The organism is Corynebacterium lubricantis DSM 45231, assembly GCF_000379425.1.
In the GTDB taxonomy this organism is placed as follows: domain Bacteria; phylum Actinomycetota; class Actinomycetes; order Mycobacteriales; family Mycobacteriaceae; genus Corynebacterium; species Corynebacterium lubricantis.
The window spans coordinates 72,060-87,078 of record NZ_KB902185.1 but is presented as its reverse complement, the minus strand read 5'-3'; the positions used below and the strand labels follow the sequence as shown (position 1 = coordinate 87,078).

The 15,019-nt window shown below is 58.6% G+C and carries 12 protein-coding genes and 1 tRNA gene; 5 read left to right on the top strand and 8 right to left on the bottom strand.

Going from position 1 to position 15,019, the window contains the following annotated elements:
• Positions 1-349: 349 nt before the first annotated feature.
• Positions 350-967 (bottom strand): 2,4'-dihydroxyacetophenone dioxygenase family protein, encoded by a 618-nt coding sequence (locus tag A37O_RS0103815; RefSeq protein WP_018296175.1) that lies wholly within the window; start codon positions 965-967, stop codon positions 350-352.
• Positions 968-1,232: 265 nt separating this feature from the next.
• Here A37O_RS0103815 and A37O_RS0103810 point away from each other — a divergent pair, with 265 nt between their 5' ends.
• Entirely contained in the window at positions 1,233-2,423 is a 1,191-nt protein-coding gene (locus tag A37O_RS0103810) for an IS1249 family transposase (RefSeq protein ID WP_026196114.1), read from the top strand.
• A 126-nt stretch (positions 2,424-2,549) separates the two neighbouring features.
• Here A37O_RS0103810 and A37O_RS0103805 read toward each other — a convergent pair.
• Positions 2,550-2,626, bottom strand: a tRNA-Met gene (locus A37O_RS0103805).
• A gap of 167 nt (positions 2,627-2,793) precedes the next feature.
• Positions 2,794-5,760, bottom strand: coding sequence for a UPF0182 family protein (locus A37O_RS0103800; RefSeq protein WP_026196113.1), 2,967 nt, complete (start codon positions 5,758-5,760; stop codon positions 2,794-2,796).
• A 90-nt stretch (positions 5,761-5,850) separates the two neighbouring features.
• Between A37O_RS0103800 and A37O_RS0103795 the strand changes: the two genes are divergently transcribed.
• Together A37O_RS0103795 and A37O_RS0103790 are read left to right on the top strand one after the other, a co-directional pair.
• Positions 5,851-6,384 carry a PPA1309 family protein gene (locus A37O_RS0103795; protein ID WP_026196112.1) on the top strand — a complete coding sequence of 178 codons (534 nt, stop codon included), beginning with the start codon at positions 5,851-5,853 and terminating at the stop codon, positions 6,382-6,384.
• Positions 6,385-6,431: 47 nt separating this feature from the next.
• The gene (locus A37O_RS0103790; protein ID WP_018296171.1) at positions 6,432-7,133 is read left to right on the top strand and encodes a hypothetical protein; all 702 of its coding nucleotides are present in this window, start codon (positions 6,432-6,434) and stop codon (positions 7,131-7,133) included.
• A gap of 5 nt (positions 7,134-7,138) precedes the next feature.
• On the opposite strand, the gene A37O_RS0103785 is transcribed toward A37O_RS0103790, so the two are convergent.
• Positions 7,139-8,221 (bottom strand): YlbL family protein, encoded by a 1,083-nt coding sequence (locus tag A37O_RS0103785; protein ID WP_245533783.1) that lies wholly within the window; start codon positions 8,219-8,221, stop codon positions 7,139-7,141.
• A gap of 81 nt (positions 8,222-8,302) precedes the next feature.
• Between A37O_RS0103785 and A37O_RS0103780 the strand changes: the two genes are divergently transcribed.
• Entirely contained in the window at positions 8,303-9,709 is a 1,407-nt protein-coding gene (locus A37O_RS0103780) for a zinc-dependent metalloprotease (RefSeq protein WP_018296169.1), read from the top strand.
• Here A37O_RS0103780 and A37O_RS0103775 read toward each other — a convergent pair.
• On the bottom strand, positions 9,706-10,206 hold the full coding sequence (locus tag A37O_RS0103775) for a M48 metallopeptidase family protein (protein ID WP_018296168.1): 501 nt from the start codon (positions 10,204-10,206) through the stop codon (positions 9,706-9,708). The genes A37O_RS0103780 and A37O_RS0103775 overlap by 4 nt on opposite strands.
• Positions 10,207-10,258: 52 nt before the next feature.
• Between A37O_RS0103775 and A37O_RS0103770 the strand changes: the two genes are divergently transcribed.
• The gene (locus A37O_RS0103770) at positions 10,259-11,140 is read left to right on the top strand and encodes a hypothetical protein (RefSeq protein ID WP_018296167.1); all 882 of its coding nucleotides are present in this window, start codon (positions 10,259-10,261) and stop codon (positions 11,138-11,140) included.
• Here A37O_RS0103770 and A37O_RS0103765 read toward each other — a convergent pair.
• From A37O_RS0103765 to A37O_RS0103755, 3 genes are read right to left on the bottom strand one after another with little or no spacing between them, the layout of a single operon-like run.
• Complete coding sequence (locus tag A37O_RS0103765) at positions 11,124-13,169, bottom strand: ATP-dependent DNA helicase UvrD2 (protein ID WP_018296166.1); 2,046 nt, start codon at positions 13,167-13,169, stop codon at positions 11,124-11,126. The genes A37O_RS0103770 and A37O_RS0103765 overlap by 17 nt on opposite strands.
• Entirely contained in the window at positions 13,170-13,934 is a 765-nt protein-coding gene (locus A37O_RS0103760) for an NAD(+) diphosphatase (RefSeq protein ID WP_018296165.1), read from the bottom strand.
• On the bottom strand, positions 13,934-15,019 hold the full coding sequence (locus A37O_RS0103755) for a potassium channel family protein (RefSeq protein WP_018296164.1): 1,086 nt from the start codon (positions 15,017-15,019) through the stop codon (positions 13,934-13,936). Before A37O_RS0103755 ends, A37O_RS0103760 begins: the two co-directional genes overlap by 1 nt.

Below are 15,019 nucleotides of genomic sequence, written 5' to 3'. Positions count from 1 at the left end.
CGATATGATTGGGCGCGGAGGCCATCGTTGGTGTCCTTTCGAGGATGTGTAGGAGCTGAGTCGAAAGGTACCGCGGTGGTCTCCTTGCTGGTCGGCAGGGGGGGTTCACCAGGCGGTAGCTGTACACCACACTATTGGACGCAACCCCGAGGAACCACAATCGCGCGAGAGGTACTTCGATTTAGATTGGAAAAGGTCGCCGAAAACCTCGTAGACCCTAAGTTTTCAAGGATTAGGATCAACGAGGTTTTCTATCAAAATGGGTTCGGAAGCCCATCAAATGGCCATCGACGATTCGTGGAACGTTTTGGCACCACTCCTGGGAATCTTCGAAGCAAAAGCTCTCAGATTAACGAATCAATTCGTCAATAAGGTGAGCACCTAATCCGACTTCCTCATAGTGCTTCTTGCACAGTTCGATGTAATCAAACACATCAAAATGTCCAGTAACTTCACCCTCGTCATCTAGCCACAGTAAGGGCCCACGAACAATAAAGTGGGTCCGCATCGGCTCATCGGACTCATAGGCAACCAAAGTATGGGAGCCACCGGGCGTCTCATAGACAAAGGAGCCTGGCGTTGCAGTCCAGTCATACTCTAGGTATCCCCACTTGCCTGAAATTGTCCAAGCGAAAACTTCCCTCGGGTGATAGTGCCGATTGACTAGACCTGCATTTTTGCAGTACATCACGTCAGACCACATGTTGTCCTGAATGTTGATGAACAGTGGCCGAGACCAAGCAGTTTCAGAAAGTGGCGCATAGTATCGCTCATCGGCAAGTGAATCGGCATCTGGCAGGTGAATCTCAGGCAATGAACCTGGCTTCGAAGAGTTCGCAATTGGCTTAATATCGCGCCAAAATTCAGTAGTTGGTACTTCAGGCATAGTGTCCTCCATGTCGGTATCGAACGTGATGTACATCACCTTACCGAGTGAATTGATTCCCACACTGCCCGATTCAGACACCTCCTCTGTGAAATCCGGACGATATTAAAGATTCGCGATGAGGATCGATCCGATGGTTTTATGCGGAGGACAGAACCCAAGTTAAATACCGAGTGAACTTTTGTAACCCCTTGGGGTTAAGCACTTTAAAGTGTGTCCGGGATTTCGCGTTTCACAAGCTTGCGGGTCACTTATCAGCAATTAATAGCTCCGCAACAGCAATTCAACACACCTTAACCCACCCCAACAATCTCTTCTGCTACACCAACTCTGTTGTGTCATAGCAGTGACAACAAACCGACCACGCTGCCCAATCTGCAGCAACACCACGAAGAAGAATGGCACCACCAGCAAAGGCACTACTCGCTGGCGTTGCCGCGAATGCGGACACTCCTTTGTCCGCACCACTCAACACGATCATCCCCGAGCCGCAACTATGCGAACATTTATCTCCTGGATTACCGGAACTCGATCACTGACAGAACTCGCGAAAGACCACCATTGTCACCGCAACACCCTCAGCCGTAAGTTGACCTGGTGCTGGCGGATCACCACACCACCACCTGTCAATCCGTACCGGGTCTACGATCAACTTTTCCTTGACGCCACCTTCTTGGCCAGCGGATGCCTCCTGATCGCCTCAACCCGCACACACATCATCAACTGGTGTTGGGCGCGCACCGAAAACTCCGCAGCCTACCGAGAACTCATCACCACCATCCCAGCCCCACTTATGGCCGTCATTGACGGTGGTCAAGGTGCCTTATCCGCCATCACCACACTGTGGCCAACCACCACGATCCAACGCTGCCTTGTCCATGCCCAACGCGCCGCGCGCCGTCACACCACCAGCCGACCCCGGACCGAAGCTGGTCGCGCCATTTACCGCCTAGCGCTGAACCTGACAAAGGTCACGACCCTAGAGCAAGCCGCCGACTGGGCGATCCAACTGCACAATTACGGCTCTGTCTACAACCGCTGGCTCAACGAAAAAACCATCATCCACGACCCTGTCACCCGCCAGCACACACAGGTCTTTACCCACCAACGAGTCCGTGCAGCGTACAACAGCCTCCTGTCGCTCTACCGCCGAAAACTGCTGTTTAACTACCTCGCGCCACCGGCCGGAGCAATCGATCCCGATGGGTTCGCTTCCACCACCAACACCTTGGAAGGCGGATTCAACGCACCCATTAAAGAACTCGCCCGCCGCCACCGAGGACTATCACTACCGCATCAACGCACAGTCATCGATTGGTGGTTATACCTAAAAACCCACACTCCTGACGATCCTGTAGAAATCGCCAGGAGCCAGGCGTGGGGACAAGTCGCACTTTCCACGGCGCGAGACTTGCTCAACCACGAAAACACCCACCCCGATACACACGGAATCGGTGCACCTGCAGGCTACGACACCGGCATCGATTCCCGCTACCAACACTCACTCAGCATTCAAAAAGGATGGGTAGGTACCTGACCGCGCCCACAGACACGCCCGAAGCAGACACACATTTTGGTGCTTAACCCCACATCCCGACCCTGCAAACAAAAAGTGGCCCTGACCAGTATCTCTACTGATCAGGGCCACTAATCCATAAGAAGTTGGTAGCGGGGGCAGGATTCGAACCTACGACCTCTGGGTTATGAGCCCAGCGAGCTACCGAGCTGCTCCACCCCGCGTCGGGTGTCTTCTTTAATTTTCACCTGCTGCCTTACTGGGCAACGAGATGTAACTATACCCACGATGCCCATAAAGGCCAAATCCCCTGCTAGGAAGTGATTTCCTTGCAGGGGACCTGCCCGGATGGCTACCTAAGTTCTACCTTAAGTTCACGCCACTTAATGTCTTACTGGCCTTGGTATGCCTCCACGGCACGATCCAGCTCATCGAGTGCTCGGCCGTACTCCTCGAAGGAGCCATCCTGCGCTTCTTCGATTCCGCGCAGGGCTTCGTCGATACGCTGCATTGCCTCGTCCGTATTGGCAGGAGCAGCTGGAGCCTCGGACGCCGGTGCATCTTCTTCCGCTGGGGCCTGATCGGCGTTGTCTGCAGGCTGAGTATCGCCGTTTTCGTCAACCACGTTGATCTCCTGGGCTGCCGCTGCGTCAATGCCCACCTGCTCAAGAGCCTGGGAAATAGTCGGCGCGTAGCCAACTCCACCCTTGTAGAACACCAGCACACGAAGCAGCTTCGGGAACGCCGAGGACTGGTCCTTGCGCTGCGAGTAGATCGGCTCGACGTAGAGGATCTCTCCGTTAGCGACCGGAAGGGCCAACAGGTTACCGTTGTGCAGATCGTTGGTGCCTTCCCACAGCGTGCGGTCACGGGCAACCTGGTCGGAAGACATCATCGCGTCCTGGACCTGACGAGGACCCTGTGTCTGGGTATTCGTTGGCAGCGCGCGCACGGTCATTTGACCGTAGTTGTGAGGATCCGAGGTCACCGACATGTGCGCAGACAAGAACTCGCGGTTCAGGCCACGGTATGGGGTCACCAGCTGGAAGGTAGCTTCGCCACCATTCTCAGGATCCGCAGCCACAACATAGTACGGCGGCTGGTTCAATTCTTGGTTGCCGTCAGCTGCGGTTGGATCGTTAGGAACCGACCAGAACGCGTCGTTGTTGAAGAACACACCTGGATCGTCGACGTGGTAACGCGCCAGCAATTCACGCTGCACCTTAAACATGTCCTCTGGGTAGCGCAGGTGCTCGTTGAGCTCGTCGGAAATCTCGCTCTTTGGCTGGACCGTGCCTGGGAAGACACCCATCCACGCCTTGAGAACTGGATCTTCCTCATCGAACTCATACAGAGTGACAGTGCCGTCGTAGGCATCAACTGTCGCTTTGACGGAATTGCGGATGTAGCCCACTTCGTTGGAGATCAAACGCTGAGTGGTGCCGTCTGGATTCAGGGCATCCTGGGTGGTTTCCGTCAGCGAAGTCCGGGTGGAATATGGCAGCGCCGACAGCGTGGTGTAGCCATCGACGACCCACTTCACGCTGCCATCGATCACAGCTGGGTAAGTCTTGGAATCGGTGGTCAGCCACGGTGCGACTTTCTCCACGCGCTCGCGTGGGTCACGGTCGTAGATGATCTTCGAATCAGAGCCGACACGATCCGACAGGATCATGTTCATTTCCTGGTACTTCAGCGCGTAGGCAGCCCGGTTGATCGGGTTGCCCACGTTCACGCCACCTTCTCCGTCGTAAGTGTACGAGGAGTTATCGGTGTCGTACTCGACTGGGCCAAGACCGGTGTCGCCGACGATAGCGTAGTCCATGCCGTCGTCCGCGGACGCGATCACTGGGCCGTAGTAGATACGTGGCTGATCCGCATGGATGCCGAGCTGCTCTGCTTCTTCACTCTCTGCCGCACGAGCATTGGACTGCAGGTCGGAGACAGTAAAGACTGGGAAGCCACCGCGGGTCGAGCCAGCATCCTGTGCAGCCTCGTCGACGGTGTTCGCCTGAGCTGCGACGAAACCGTTGCCGTGGGTGTACACGGTGTGGCGGTTAATCCAGTCCTGCTGGTTTTCAGACAGGGCGTTCGGATCCATCTCGCGGGCAGCAACAACGAAGTCGCGCATTTCGCCGTCAACCTCGTAGCGATCCATCGCCAGGGTGTCAGGGAAACCGTAGAAGTTACGCAGCTGCTGATTCTGGGTAAACGTTGGTGCCAGAATGTCAGGGTCAAGTAGGCGAATATTTGAGATGGTTGGTGCGTCCTGAGCAACCTCCTCGTTAGAGACGTTTTCGGTACCCCAGTTTTCTTGGTAGGTCACCTTGTCGTCGGTCAAACCATACGCTTCGCGCGTTGCCTGGATATTGCGCTCAATGTATTCAGATTCCTTCGCCTGACGGTTAGGAACAACGGAGAACTGCTCCATCAGCACCGGCCAACCCTGGCCGATCACAAGAGCGGAAACCACCATCAAGATCACGGCAAGCACAGGAACGCGCAGATCGTTGTACACAATTGCCAGGAAGAAAGCGATGGCCACAACCACAGCGATAATCATCAAAATGATCTTCGCAGGCAGCTGCGCATTGATATCGGTGTAGGAACCACCCGTGAAGATATCGTTTTCTCCGTAGAGCAGCGTGTAGCGCTCGAGCCAGTACTGAGCGGCCTGTACCAGCATCCACAGGCCACCTGTGACTGCCAACTGGATACGAGCGGCCTTAGAAATATGGCCCTTGATTCCTGCGGCTTGGTTGCCAATGCGAATTCCGCCGAGCAGGTAGTGACCCACGAGGGCGACGATGAAGGCAATAATGAGCAGGATCGAGAGCGTGCTGACAATCATGTTCAAGCCAGGCAGCGTAAAGGCATAGAAGCCCAAGTCGCGGCCGAACTGAGCGTCGGTCTGGCCGAAGCTTTCACCGTTCATCCACAGCAAAACGGTGCGCCAGTTTCCCTGGCCGATGAAGCCGGCGATGACACCAACAACGATGGGAACCCACAGCAAAAGGCTCTTCACACCGGATTCGATGCTCGCGCGGTACTGCGCCATCGGCGAGTTTGGATCCATGAAAGTGGAATCCGATTGGCGGCCACGCCACGCGAATCGCGCTGCCACATACGTAATGAGACCCGCAACCAGGCCGAAAATAACAAATAAGATAATCCGAGCGAAAATCACGGAGGAAAACACACCGCGGTAATCAAGCTCGCCGAACCACAGCCAGTCTGTGTACAGACCAACTCCCATCGGCAAGAGCAGCAATAGTGCTGCAATGACTACCACTGCGATCATCAATTTATTTGATGGTCTCCTGATAGGTTGCTGAGGATTAGTTAGGCCTGTAGCCAAAACCATGCTCCTTAAGAAATAGTTGTGCAAGAAGGCGTATAGTCTTCTACTCTAAATTGTCCAACGTTAGTTTGACCAGAAGGGTTCCCGTTGTCTGATTCCCCCACCCAAAAAGCGCTCAATAAGGCGATGATGGAAGCTGTTGAGTTCGTTCACTCGGAGGGCTGGGATGCCTCTCCTACCCTGTTCGCACTCGTTCCAACTTCGCTCCTGATCGACCACATCGAAACCCTCGATGGGGAAGAAAAGGCTCCATTGACGCTGGTGGTCCAAGATAATCTGCCTGATTCCATCCTGCCAGGTTCAGAAGAATTAGCTGAATATGTGTCACGCATCGCATGGCCTCGCGAGGTCGCGGGGGTGGTGCTCGCCCAGGAAATTAAGTTCAAGGATGCATCCACCCCCGAGGAGAGTCCGCGTCCGGCCCGCTTGATCTCAGGAGTGCTTCGCGACGAAGAGGTGGATCTCACCTTGCTGCAGATCCGCCCTACGGAAGAGGAATTGGAAGCAGCTGGACCTTTTGCCGAAGATGAGATCTCCCTGCGCGGCGGCCCAGACGTAGCCCCGGGCATTATTGCTGCTCTGCGCTACGGTCTAGAGCAGGATCCTGAAGAGATGGTTTAGGATAAGTAGAGCTTTCAAAATCCCACCCCACCCTTCAGGAGTGAAACGTGCACCGCACCAAACTGACTCGCATTACGGCAAGCCTGGCCTCAGGCATCATTGCCGCCAGCCTGCTCGTTGCGTGCGGGAACAACGACGAGCCGGATGATTCCGCGCAACCTACTCCTGCAGAGCCGACGACTTCGGCTTCGCCGACGGAGGCAACGGAAACGGAATCACCAACCTCGACGGAGACTTCCACTTCGAAATCAAGCACAACCAGCACGTCGGAAACCACGCGCAATTCCACCGCGTCGGAGCGCGACGACGAAGCAGCCAGCGACGAAATCTTGGCGCAAGTCAAGGAGACCTTCGCCCCGCTGGCACCAGAATCTTTCTTTGATGGGTTTGTTACCTGTTCGGAGTCCGGCATCTCCGGATCTTATGATTGCGCTGGCCCTGAGGTGGGACAGTTCCAATTCTTCGATTCAGATTCGAAGGCCGCGTCGACCACCCAGTTGCTCACAGAACTGCGCAGCTCCCGCGTTGTCGAAGACACCGGACGAAAGGTAGTCGGCTGGTCCACACTGGGCACCACGGCCGTGATCACTGTCGTCGACAATGACGAAGGCCTGGTGATGCAGCAAATGATCTCCTCCGATCAAGAGGACCCAGAAGAGCGCATATACGAACTCGGTTTGTCTACCAAGGCTGCCTCGACAACCGAACGCGAAGCAGACGACAAGGCAGCTCAGGTCGACGCGGCCTAGGCAAACTAGCGGCAGGTAGCAACCTCGTCGCCGTTTGCAAAGGCCTCCATCGCCGTCACCGCGTCATCAAGAGTATTGACCGAGGCGATGACCATATCGCCGGTGTCCGAGCTCAATGCGTTGGCACAATTGTCGGCTGGGGCGAGGAAGAGTTCCGCTCCGGCTTCCTTCGCGGCGATGACCTTGTGCTCGACCCCGCCGACAGGTCCGACGGTGCCATCTTCCGAAATCGTGCCGGATCCGGCGACGAACTTCCCGCCGTTGAGCTCCCCATCCGAGAGTTTGTCAATCACGGCCAGCGAGAAGATCATACCGGCCGACGGCCCACCAATGTCGTTCAGGTTGTAACTCACACTCACATCATCGGCAGGCTCCGACGTCATGGTGATACCCAGCAGTGGGATTGATGGATCTTCTGGGTGCTCCCCGAGCGCAATGATTTCGGTGAGCCTTTCGTCGCCACGCGAAATGCCGAGCTCGACCGTGTCGCCGGGCGCCTTCGCGCGCACGATCTCCTGGACCTTGCCTGGCTGGGTGACATCGGCACCGTCGACCGACGTGATGATGTCGTTGGCCTGGATGACGCCATCCGCGGCTGAGTCCTCGACCGTGTCGTGGACGACCACCAAGGTTGGCCGACCGAGGTAGTTCATCGCGGCGACGGTGGCCGACGCCTCGGAAGAAACGAAGGCTTCCTCATTGCTTTGCTGCATTTCCTCCTCGGACACGTTCGGAGGGATGATCTGCTCGATGGGGACGAGGGAATCGTCGGTAAGCAACCACCGGCCCAGCGCCTGTGCCAACGTCATGTTGGTGCGCACCGACACCGTGGTCATGTTGAGGTTGCCGGAGGTCTGGTCGGTCTCGGCACCGTCGATCTGGATCACGGGTTCGCCGTCGACATCGCCGAGCGTGTTAAAAGTCGGACCCGGCCCCTGGGCTGCGTACGGCACCGTCAAGCTGATGTCGGTTCCCGGGATTCGATCCACGGTAACTAAACCGGCCAGCAATACCACTGGGATCGCTCCCCACGTGATCGTGGACAGTCGTCTTTTTCTTCTCGTGCTCTTCGAGTCTGGGCCAGTCACACCCAAGTACCTTACGCTGTTCGCTCTGAGCGTTACAGTCGCCATGGCTTGTTTAGGGTCGCGGACTGTAGTCTTGATTCTATGAGTAACGGATTCGGTTTCTCCTTCCCCAATGATGGACGCGACGACGATGATGACAAAAACCGCAAGGACGGTAATGGTCAGAACCCTTACGAGGGGTTTGGCTTCGGCACGGGCCAAGGTGGGTTAGGCGATATCCTGAACCAGTTTGGCCAGATGCTCTCCGGTATGGGGGATTCCATGAATTCCTCCGACAGCAAGAATGCCGTGAATTATGACATGGCTGAGCGCATTGCTCGCCAGCAAATCGGCCAGGCAAAGCAGGTGTCTTCCGGTGATCGTAACGCCGTCGAAGAATCTGTCCGCTTGGCGGATCTGTGGCTCAACGACGCCACTGACCTGCCTACCGCCGAGGGCCGCGTCGAGGCGTGGAACCCCGAGGAGTGGGTCTCTAATACCCTTCCGATGTGGAAGCGTTTAGTTAACCCTGTCGCCGAGCAGATGAACCGTGCGCACTTAGAATCGATGCCCGAGGAAGCCCGCGAGATGCTGGGCCCCATGGCGCAGATGATGAGCCAGATGAACGCCATGAACTTTGGCATGCAGCTTGGCCATGCACTCGGAGATCTAGCCAAGCAGGCGCTGAGCGGTTCTGATTTCGGCCTCCCCACTGCGCCAACTGGCACCACGGCTGTGCTGCCGAATAATGTTGCGCAGATCTCCAAGGACTTAAATGTTCCAGGCCAGGAGATCTTAGTGTACATCGCAGCGCGCGAAGTGGCTCGCCAGCGCCTGTTTAAGCACGTTCCTTGGTTAACTGAGCGGATCGTGTCCTCCGTCGAGGAATACGCCAACGGCCTAGAGATTGATACTTCTAATATCGAGGAAGCCGCGCGTGGCCTTAACCTCGAGTCCGGCGACCCGCAGGCGATCCAGGATGCACTTAGCCAGATGCAGGGCATGGACATGACCCCGAAGATCTCCTCTCGCAATGCGGTAGCCACCGCGCGTCTGGAGACGTTGCTGGCACTCGTCGAAGGCTGGGTCGATATCGTTGTCACCGAGGCTTTGAAGGATCGTTTCCCTTCCGAGGCCGCGATGAGCGAGGCGTGGCGTCGTCGCCGTGCCACCGGCGGTTCCGCAGAACGCGCGATCTCGCAGGTAGTCGGTATCGAGGTCCAAGCACCTCGCGCTGAGCAGGCCGCCGAGCTGTGGCGCCGTGCCACCCAAGCGGTCGGCGGCGAGCGACGCGACAAGGTCTGGGACCACCCAGATTTCCTGCCTTCCGCCGATCAGTTGGAGAATCCAGCGTCGTTCATTGATGCGCTTCTCGACGATGAGCCGGACACCAAGTTCGACGAGGAAATTGCCAAGCTCGAGGAGATGCTCCGCAATGAGCCGGGCATCGACGAGCGCGAGGAAGGCGACGGCAAGGACGACGGTAGCCAGGACGGAACCGAACTCTAGTCTCCGTACCGCTGGTATGCCTCTAAGTAGCCCTTCGCCCGCTCGGCGAGGGGCGCTTTGTCTGCCCAGACCCAAAACTCTGGGCCGTGGCCAGCGATAAATGTGTGCGTGAGCTCGTGAACAAGGACCGAATCCACCACATAGTCAGGCACGTTCTTCAGTCGGTCGCTGATCCGGATGTCGCCAGTAGAAATGGTGCATGAGCCCCAGCGGGCATTTTGATTACTCACCCACCGGATCGACCCCACCGTGGCTTTGCCCTCCAGAACCTCCTCATTGAGGCGGTGCGCGCGCCTTTGCAGGTCCTCGTCGCTGCTGTGCGACGAGCGGCGCTTCTTCGACAACTTCGCCAGCATCTCATCAACCGCGGCTTGTTCCTGCGCCTTGCTAAAGGTCGCCGGGATGCGCACCTCGATGACGCCTCCGACCTCGCGCGCCTGAATCGTCCGGCGACGCTTCGCAGATCGGATGACAGAAACCCTGGGAACCTTCGGCATGACAGTCGATTCTAGCTGTGGTGCAATAGGGCTTAAAAGGGGGGAAAGTTCTGTGTCTTCTGTGCGCTCACATCATCCACCACGCCTCGTGCTCGCCAGCGGTGTCAACATCATCGTGCGCGATGCCACCCACATCCAATTCGGCCTCGACGCCACGCGCACCGGGGTGTTGGAGTCCCCGCTGGCACCGACGCTCGCCTTGCTCCTGCGCACACTCTCCACACCAATCGCGCGGCCTTTAGCCGTCGCGGAGTTCGCCGCGCGCACCGGAGCATCGAATGAGACCATCGAGTCGCTTTTCGACGAGCTGCTGTCCTTCAAAGTGCTCATCGCACCCAATAGCCACACCGTCTATCTCATCGGCTCCTCCCCTCTCGCAGTAGAAATCAGCGCGCAGCTCCACGACCTTGGCTTTCAGGTGCGTCGCCCTGCCCGCGGTGAAACCGATTCCGCTTTTCTGGCCCAAATCGACCCGGCGAATCCCGTCTTGCTCGTGGATCGGCTCGGACACAGCCGTTCGTTGGCGGCCACGTTGACAAAGCTCGCACCGAATTCACTTCCGGTCACACTTTTCGATCACCGGGCGATGGTGGGTCCTGCCCGCATTCAGGGCCACGGGCCTTGTCTGTTGTGTGTGCAGCTTGAGTTAACAAACATTGATAAGCTCTGGCACCACGTCTCCGCACAGTTACCCGGCGGGCCGGAACGCGCCGATCCCACCGTTGTTGCTGCTGCCGCCGCGGAGACCGTGGGTTTCGTGCGTCGCATGCTGGATGAACAGGTCCCACCTGGAATCGTCGTCAAGCGACCGCGACCTGGAGATTATGTCCTGCTTGACCCCTTCGTGGAGCCGTCGCGCGAGGTCGATACTATGGCTGCCAGCGCGGTGTGCCCGGTGTGCCTGCAAGAGCGCCACGCTAGCGGAATCGGTTGAGAACCTCGAGGACACCCTCGCCGTAGTTGTCCACCTTCGCCGGTCCGATGCCTGAAATGTCGAGGAGTTCGGTCGCGTTACGAGGCATGGCCTCGGCGATAGACATCAAGGTCGCGTCGGTAAAGACCATGAAGGCGGGCTGACCAAACTGCTTCGATTCGCTTAAGCGCCACTGCTTGAGGGCGAAGAACACATCCTCGTTGTAGCCGAGTTCGCAGTCCTCGTGGCGGCCGAGGCTCTTCTCCGCAGGGGTGTCCAGCGGGAAGCCGCACACGCGGCACGACTTCGCCCGCTTGAGGCGCTCGGGCGATTTCTCCACCTCAAGCTCCGGGGCGATCCCGTCGAGGAAGCGGGAGCGCTTCCGCGACTTGTTGCCGCCTTCCTGCCTGGCCAGCGCCCATGACAAATGTAGGTGGATGCGGGCACGCGTCACGCCAACGTAAAAGAGTCGGCGCTCCTCCTCGATCTGTTCGTCCCCGGCTTTAACCGCGTGCGAAATGGGCAGCGTGTTCTCCACCAGGCCAACGAGGAACACTGCGTCCCACTCGAGGCCCTTGGCGGCGTGGAGGCTGGCAAGCGTCACCCCGTCAACGGATGGTGGCTGCTTGGATTCCGCGCGACGTTGCAGCGATGCCAACACGTCGTTGAGAGTGCTGGCCTCGCCGGAGCGTTCGATCTGCTCGATGAGATCGACGAGTGCGCCAAGTGTTTGCCAACGCTCGCGGGCTTGGGCACCCTGAGGTTCTGTCGGTGTCAGCCCGAGCGGGGCGAACGCGGCGCGCGCCACTGCAACCGGGGACTCCCCCGGATCAGTCCGGCGTGCAACAGAGATCAGCGAATTAATGGCCTCGCGGATTTCGGGGCGCTTGAAGAAGCCCTCTCCCCCGCGGACCTGATAGAGAATTCCCGCATCGGCGAGCGCTTGTTCAAACGCGGCGGACTGTGCGTTGATGCGGTAGAGCACGGCGATCTCGCGGGCGGGCACACCCTCGTTGAGCAGTGAGAGGATCTTGCCGGCGACTTCGCGAGCCTCGGTCGGTTCGTCGTCGTAGGCGTTGAAGGTCGGCTGCGGTCCGTGCTCGCGCATGCCTTGAAGCTCGAGCCGGGTGCCGGCCACACGACCCTTGGCTTGTCCGATGACGGTATTTGCCAGGTGGGTGATCTCGGGTGTGGAACGGTAGTCGCGCTGGAGCTTGACCACGGTGGCATTCGGGTAGGTGCGCGAGAAATTCAGCAGGTAGTTCGGGGTCGCTCCGGTAAAGGAGTAAATCGTCTGGTTCGCGTCACCCACCACCGTCAAATCGTCGCGCTCGCCTAACCAGGCTTCGAGGACGCGTTGCTGCAGCGGGGTGACGTCCTGGTACTCGTCGACAAGAAAGGTGCGGTACTGGCTGCGGAATTCCTCGGCCACCGCCGGGGCGTTCTCGAGTGCACCCGCGACGTGGAGGAGGAGGTCGTCGAAGTCGAGGAGCATGCCCTCCGAGCTCGTCTTGGCGTCCTCGTACATGCGGAAGACCTCGCCGACTTTCTTCGCCTCCACTGGTGGAGTGCGGTGATAGTCGTCGACCTTGTCAGCGTAGGTTTCGGGCGTGATGAGCGTGGCTTTGGCCCACTCAATTTCACCAAGCAAGTCGCGGACGGTTTCCTTGTTCGAGCTCAATCCGGCGGAGTGCGCGGCCCTGGCGACGAGCGGGAACTTATTGTCCAGCAACCGCCATGGCAGGTCTCCTGCCACTTGGGGCCAGAAGTAGCGCAGCTGGCGCAATGCAGCCGCGTGGAAGGTGCGTGCCTGCACCCCGCCGATACCCATGGTGCGCAGGCGATCGCGCATTTCTCCTGCCGCGCGCGAGGTGAACGTCACCGCAAGCACCCGGTTGGGAGAGGTATGGCCCTGGTCGATCAAGTGGGCGATGCGGTAGGTGATGGTGCGTGTTTTACCCGTACCGGCACCCGCCAGGATGCACACCGGACCGCGCGGAGCAGTGGCGGCGACCCGCTGATCGTCGTCAAGGAGATCGAGGTCGATCACTTACACATTCCCTTCACTTCGAATTTCATAGTTGCCCGCACGCCAGTTCTCAATCAAGGTCCGCGCCAACGAACCGGGCATGGGCAGCGTCAAGGAATTGAGGTCATCGCGGGTTGCCCACAAGATATCGCCCAATTCCCCATCGGTCTCGCCCGAGGGTTCCTCGTCTGACAAGGAGGCATAGAACCCCATCATCAGCGACCCCGACATGGCCCAGGGCTGGGAGCCGAAGTAGGTCGGGTGCTGCGCGTGATAGCCGGTTTCCTCGAAGACCTCACGGATGAACGCCTCTTCTAGGCTTTCGCCATGTTCCACGTAGCCGGCGATGCACGAGTAGAAACCTGGTCGGTGCCGATTTTCCCCCAGCAAAATGGAATCGCGGTGCTCATGGACCACCACGCCGATCACCGCCGGGTCGAGGCGCGGAAAAATCGGGAACTCGCGTGCGCCTTGAGACACGAAGCCAGCCTCGTCGAAATCAACTGGGGAGCCGTCGCGTGGGTCAAATAGCGCCCGCTCGCGGTTGGCTAAGAGGGCGACAGCGCGAGCGATCGTCCGGTCCTCGGCGAAATTGCGGGCGTAGCCAATCCCGTTGAGCGCCACGTCCTTGACCACGGCTCGGGGCACGCGCACAGCGAAAATATCATCCTGGACGCGAATGGCATGGCCGAGGCCGGATCCTTGTACCGCCGTGATGTAGAGCGGCTGGCGGTCCATGTCCAGGGGGAAGGCGCCCGTCTCGTCGAGAAGAAGTAGTTTGGCCATTAGTCGCGGGGCACCTCCGTCGCACCTGGGGAGTAGCGAATATACAGCAGACGATCGCCCGGTTCCACCGTCTCCGCCTCGGGGGAATCAATGCGGTAGAGCTCACCGGAGCGCACCACACCCAGCACAATATCGGCCAGGTGACGTGGGTTCGCGCCTACCTCGTCGTCGGCAATAGCGCGTTCAGCCACCGCGAAGCCCTCGTCGGGGCTGAGCAGGTCCTCCATCATCTCCACCACTGTCGGTGTCACCGTGGCCAGACCCAACAGGCGACCTGCGGTCTCGGAGGAGATCACCACCGAGTCCGCGCCGGACTGCTTGAGCAGGTGCTGATTCTCGCTCTCACGCACACTGGCCACGATCATCACCGATGGCGCGAGTTCGCGCACCGACAGGGTGACCAGCACGGCGGTGTCATCGGAGGACGTTGCAACGACCACAGACCGCGCCCTAGTCACACCCGCGATCTTCAACACGTCCGATTTCGTGCCGTTACCGTGCACGGTAACTAAGCCTTCGGTTTCGGCGCGACGCAGGCCCTCCTTATTCGTGTCCACCACGACAATCTGGCCGGGGTTGACGCCGTCGGCGACGAGCGCGTCCACAGCAGAACGGCCCTTGGTGCCATAACCAATGATGATGGTGTGGTTGCGCACTGTTTTCCTCCAACGCTGAATTTGCAAAGTCTTACGGGAATCTTCGGTGAGCACCGCGAGTGTCGTACCGACCAGAAGCATCAGGAAGGCGATGCGGGCCGGGGTAATGATCACAATATTGACGAACCGAGCGCCCTGAGTCACCGGGGCAATATCGCCGTAGCCGGTCGTAGAGAGCGAGACCGCCGAGTAGTACACGGCATCCAGGAAGGTCAGATCCTCGGAGTAGCCGTCCTTGTCCAAGTACACAACGACAGACACCAGCACCATCAGCGCGGCCGCCCACAAAAACCTACGGAAGATGAGACCCCAGGGGCTGGCCGCGAGTTGCTCGGGGATATTAATCACGCCCAGCAAAGCGTGGTCCGGCAATTCCGTCAGCTCTAAATCGCCGCGGAAACGAGGCCGGAGTCGGTTAAATGCGCTCAC

Bases quoted from the DNA above. Each gene is read 5' to 3' on its own strand.
- A37O_RS0103780 (WP_018296169.1), top strand. From the start codon at position 8,303: ATGAGTAACGGATTCGGTTTCTCCTTCCCCAATGATGGACGCGACGAC.
- A37O_RS0103775 (WP_018296168.1), bottom strand. From the start codon at position 10,206: ATGCCGAAGGTTCCCAGGGTTTCTGTCATCCGATCTGCGAAGCGTCGC.
- A37O_RS0103760 (WP_018296165.1), bottom strand. From the start codon at position 13,934: ATGGCCAAACTACTTCTTCTCGACGAGACGGGCGCCTTCCCCCTGGAC.